Source organism: Aeromicrobium sp. (genome assembly GCF_014378035.1).
Classification (GTDB): Bacteria; Actinomycetota; Actinomycetes; order Propionibacteriales; family Nocardioidaceae; genus Aeromicrobium.
Genome location: NZ_JACMOM010000022.1, coordinates 1 through 4,182 on the forward strand (window position 1 = coordinate 1; position 4,182 = coordinate 4,182).

Below are 4,182 nucleotides of genomic sequence, written 5' to 3' on the forward strand. Positions count from 1 at the left end.
AGCTCTTCGCCAACGTCGAGCGGGTCAAGGCCACGCTGCGCAAGCTGGAGACCTCGGGCAGGCCCGTCGTCGCGGCCATCAACGGTGCTGCGCTGGGCGGCGGCCCCGAGATCGCCCGGGCCTGCCCCCACCGCGTGGCAGCCGACGGTCGCTACGAGATCGGCCTGCCCGAGGTCTCCAGCTTGCGCAGCGTGGCCTTGACCCGCTCGACGTTGGCGAAGAGCTCGGGCGCGTCGGCCGGGGTGGCCTGCGTCATCAGCTTGAGGTCGCCACCGGCGAAGAAGGTCTTCTTCGCCGAGGACACCACGGCGCCCTTGACAGCATCGCCGTGGCTGGCGACGTCGTCGGCGAAGGCGTTGACGGCCTGCTCCATCGAGTCGGTGTACGCCTGGTTCATCGTGTTGGCGCTCTGATTCGGATCGTCGAGCACGAGATGCCCGATGCCGTCCTTGAGCTCGTAGTGGACTGCACCGGACTCGGGTGCATTCTGCACTGCTTCAGTCGTCATGGAAGTGTCTGTTCTCCTGAGAAGTGGATGCGGGTCAGATGCGCTCGACGATGGTGGCAATGCCCATGCCGCCGCCGACGCACAAGGTGGCCAGGCCGTACCGCTTGTCGCGGCGCTCCAGCTCGTCGATCAGGGTGCCGAGGATCATCGCGCCAGTGGCACCCAGCGGGTGGCCCATCGCGATGGCGCCACCGTTGACGTTGGTGCGGTCGTGCGGGAAGTCGCCGAGGTCCTTCATCAGGCGCATGGCGACGGCCGCGAAGGCCTCGTTGATCTCGATCAGGTCGATGTCCTCGATCGACAGGCCGGCCTTGGCCAGCGCCTTCTTGCTGGCCGGGCCGGGGCCCGTCAGCATGATGGTCGGCTCCGAGCCGGTGACGGCCGTGGCCAGGATGCGGGCGCGGGGAGTCAGGCCTGACTTCTTGCCGGCCTCCTCGCTGCCGATCAGCACCAGCGCGGCACCGTCGACGAGGCCTGAGCTGTTGCCGGCGTGGTGCACGTGGTTGATCTTCTCGACCTGCGTGTACTTCTCCAAAGCGACGGCGTCGAAGCCGCCCATGTCGCCGATGCCCGCGAACGAGGCGGGCAGGGCCGACAGGCTCTCGACCGTGGTGCCCTCGCGCACGAACTCGTCGTGGTCAAGGATCGTCAGGCCGTTGATGTCCTTGACCGGGACGACCGACTTGTCGAAGTAGCCGTTGGCGATCGCCTTGGCGGCACGGGCCTGCGACTCGGCGGCGAAGGTGTCGACGTCGGTGCGGCTGTACCCCTCGAGCGTCGCGATCAGGTCGGCACCGATGCCCTGCGGCACGAAGTCGGTGTCGGACGAGGTGCGGGGATCCATGGCCCAGGCGCCGCCGTCGCTGCCCATGGGCACACGGCTCATCGACTCGCCACCACCGGCGAGGATGAAGTCCTCCCAGCCCGAGCGCACGCGCTGAGCGGCCTGGTTGACCGCCTCGAGGCCCGAGGCGCAGAAGCGGTTGAGCTGGACGCCGGCGACCGAGTCGGGCAGGCCCGCGGCGAGCGCAGCGGTCTTGGCGATGTCGCCGCCCTGGTCGCCGACGGGGGAGACGCAGCCGAGGACGAGATCGTCGATCAGCGCGGGATCCAAGGAGGGATTGCGCTTCTGGATCTCCTCGATCTGGCCGGTCGCGAGCGCGATCGGCTTGACCTCGTGCAGCGATCCGGTCTTCTTGCCGCGACCACGCGGGGTGCGGATGGCGTCGTAGACGAATGCTTCAGTCATCACAGGGTTCCTCACAGACAGACGGGACGTCGTTGATGACGTACCCACGATTGTGACACCAACACTGTCAAAGTGGTAGTTCGACCCTCGTGCGAGGCGTCACACCTCACTGGCTGGTGGCATAGTCTCCCTCCATGACCGAAGGCCCCGCCGAGACGCCACCTGCAGAGACACTCAGCGTCGAGCAGCTCGCCACCCGGGTCGGCATGTCGGTGCGCACGGTGCGCTTCTACGCCGGTCGCGGTCTGATCCCGCCGCCGCGCCGCGAGGGCCGCAACGGCTACTACGGGCCCGACCACATCGCGCGCCTCGAGCTGGTGCGCGAGCTGCAGGCCCACGGGTTCACGCTCTCGGCGATCGAGCGCTACCTGGAGAACATCCCGGAGTCGGCGCCTCCCGAGCGCGTCGCGCTGCACCGCACGCTGCTCGCGCCATGGACCACAGACCTGCCCGAGACGGTCACCCGCGATGAGCTGCAGGTCCGAACCGGCCGCCCCCTCAGCGACGACGACCTCGAGCTGTTGGTGGCCATCGGCGTCGTGGAACCCACCCCCGACGACGACATCTTCCGGGTCGCGCCGGCCCACCTGGCCGTCGGCGTGCAGTTCCTCGAGACCGAGATGCCGATCGACGTCGCGCTCGCCGCACGCAAGATCTTCGATGCGGCCGGCAAGAAGGCCGCCCACGACGTGACAGAGCTGTTCCGCACCCTGTGGTGGCCGGCCCTGCGGTCGTCCGGTCGCAGCGCCGAGGACATCACGTCCCAGGTCGAGCGATTCAAGCCGCTGACGATCCAGGCCCTCGTGACGGCCTACGAGACCGCGGTCGACGAGGCCAAGCGCGAGACGGTGCGCCGCCGGAGCTAGAGGCCCATCCCGCGGCCGATGATCTCCTTCATGATCTCGGTGGTGCCGCCGTAGATCGTCTGGATGCGCGTGTCGAGATAGGCCTTCGAGATCGGGTACTCCGACATGTAGCCGTACCCCCCGTGCAGTTGCAGGCACTGGTCGGCGACCTTCTTCTGCAGCTCGGTCGTCCACCACTTGCCCATTGCGGCGTCCTCGACGGTCAACGTGCCGGCGTTGAGGCGGGTGATCGACTCATCGACGAACACCTGGGCGATCCGCGCCTCCGTCTCGAGCTCGGCCAGGGTGAACCGGGAGTTCTGGAACGAGCCGATCGGCTTGCCGAACGCCTTGCGATCCTTGACGTACTCGACCGTCATGTCGATCATCCGGCGACTGGCGGCCGCCGCGACGACCGAGATCGACAGGCGCTCCTGGGGCAGGTTCTGCATCAGGTAAATGAAGCCCTGGCCGGCCTCGCCGAGGAGGTTGGTGGCCGGGACCCGCACGTTGTCGAAGAACAGCTCGGCGGTGTCCTGGGCCTTGAGACCGATCTTGTCGAGGTTGCGACCACGCTCGAAGCCTTCGGCGCCACGCTCGACCGCGATGAGCGAGAAGCCCATCGCCCCGGCCGACGGGTCGGTCTGGCAGACCACGATGACGAAGTCGGCGTTGATGCCGTTGGTGATGAACGTCTTGGAGCCGTTGATGACGTACTCGTCACCGTCGAGGACCGCCGTGGTCTTGATGCCCTGCAGGTCCGAGCCGGTGCCCGGTTCGGTCATGGCGATCGCGGTGATCATCTCGCCGCTGCAGAATGTCGCGAACCACCGCTGCTTCTGCTCCTCGGTGGCCAACGACAGCAGGTAGCCCGACACGAGGTCGGTCTGGATGACGAAGCCGATGCCACTGGCCCCGATGCGGGTGATCTCCTCGGTGAGGATCGCGTTGTAGCGGAAGTCGCTCATGCCGCCGCCGCCGTGCTCCTCGGGCATCATGAAGCCGAGCAGGCCCACCTCACCGGCCTTGGTCCACACCTCGCGCGGGACGATCGACGCCTTCTCCCACTCGTCGTGGTGCGGGGCGATCTCCTTCTCGCAGAAGGTCCGGACCGTGTCGCGGAACGCGTCGTGGTCGGCGTCGAAGATGTCGCGCTTCATGAGGTCTCCTCGTTGGATTTCACGGCTTCGCCGCGGGGGGATGCTGGACGGCCACGCCGTCAGAAATCAGCTGGTCGACGTTCGAGATTCCCCACGCGGTGAGCGCGGAGCGGGTGTCGGCGCCGGGCACCGACGGTGGAGCGCCGAGCTCGGCCGGCGTGGCCGAGAAACGGGGCGCCGGCGCCGGCTGTACCAGACCGTCACGTTCGACGTAGGTGCCGCGGGCGACGTTGTGGGGGTGATGGGCGGCCTCGTGCATCGGCACCACTGGCGCGACGCAGGCGTCGGACTCGCCGAAGACCTCGGTCCACTCGGCCTGGGTGCGGGTCGCGAAGACCTCGGCGAGCCGCTCCCGCAGCGCGGGCCACTGGCGCAGGTCGTTGCGGTCGGGCAGCTCGACCCCGTCGAGGTGCTGAGCCA

The 4,182-nt window shown here is 68.1% G+C and carries 5 protein-coding genes; 1 reads left to right on the forward strand and 4 read right to left on the reverse strand.

Features of this window, described 5'->3' with window-relative positions; all coding sequences use genetic code 11:
* Positions 1–151: 151 nt before the first annotated feature.
* Together H7290_RS01410 and H7290_RS01415 are read right to left on the reverse strand one after the other, a co-directional pair.
* Positions 152–508 (reverse strand): enoyl-CoA hydratase-related protein, encoded by a 357-nt coding sequence (locus H7290_RS01410; protein ID WP_290512235.1) that lies wholly within the window; start codon positions 506–508, stop codon positions 152–154.
* A 34-nt stretch (positions 509–542) separates the two neighbouring features.
* Positions 543–1,757: an acetyl-CoA C-acetyltransferase gene (locus H7290_RS01415; protein ID WP_290512231.1), complete on the reverse strand. Its 1,215-nt coding sequence runs from the start codon at positions 1,755–1,757 to the stop codon at positions 543–545.
* A gap of 134 nt (positions 1,758–1,891) precedes the next feature.
* Here H7290_RS01415 and H7290_RS01420 point away from each other — a divergent pair, with 134 nt between their 5' ends.
* On the forward strand, positions 1,892–2,623 hold the full coding sequence (locus H7290_RS01420) for a MerR family transcriptional regulator (protein WP_290512232.1): 732 nt from the start codon (positions 1,892–1,894) through the stop codon (positions 2,621–2,623).
* Here H7290_RS01420 and H7290_RS01425 read toward each other — a convergent pair.
* Positions 2,620–3,762 (reverse strand): acyl-CoA dehydrogenase family protein, encoded by a 1,143-nt coding sequence (locus H7290_RS01425; protein WP_290512233.1) that lies wholly within the window; start codon positions 3,760–3,762, stop codon positions 2,620–2,622. The two genes, H7290_RS01420 and H7290_RS01425, sit on opposite strands and share 4 nt — an antisense overlap.
* Positions 3,763–3,781: 19 nt before the next feature.
* The coding region (locus H7290_RS01430) for a CoA transferase (protein WP_290512234.1) at positions 3,782–4,182 on the reverse strand (401 nt) is incomplete at its 5' end.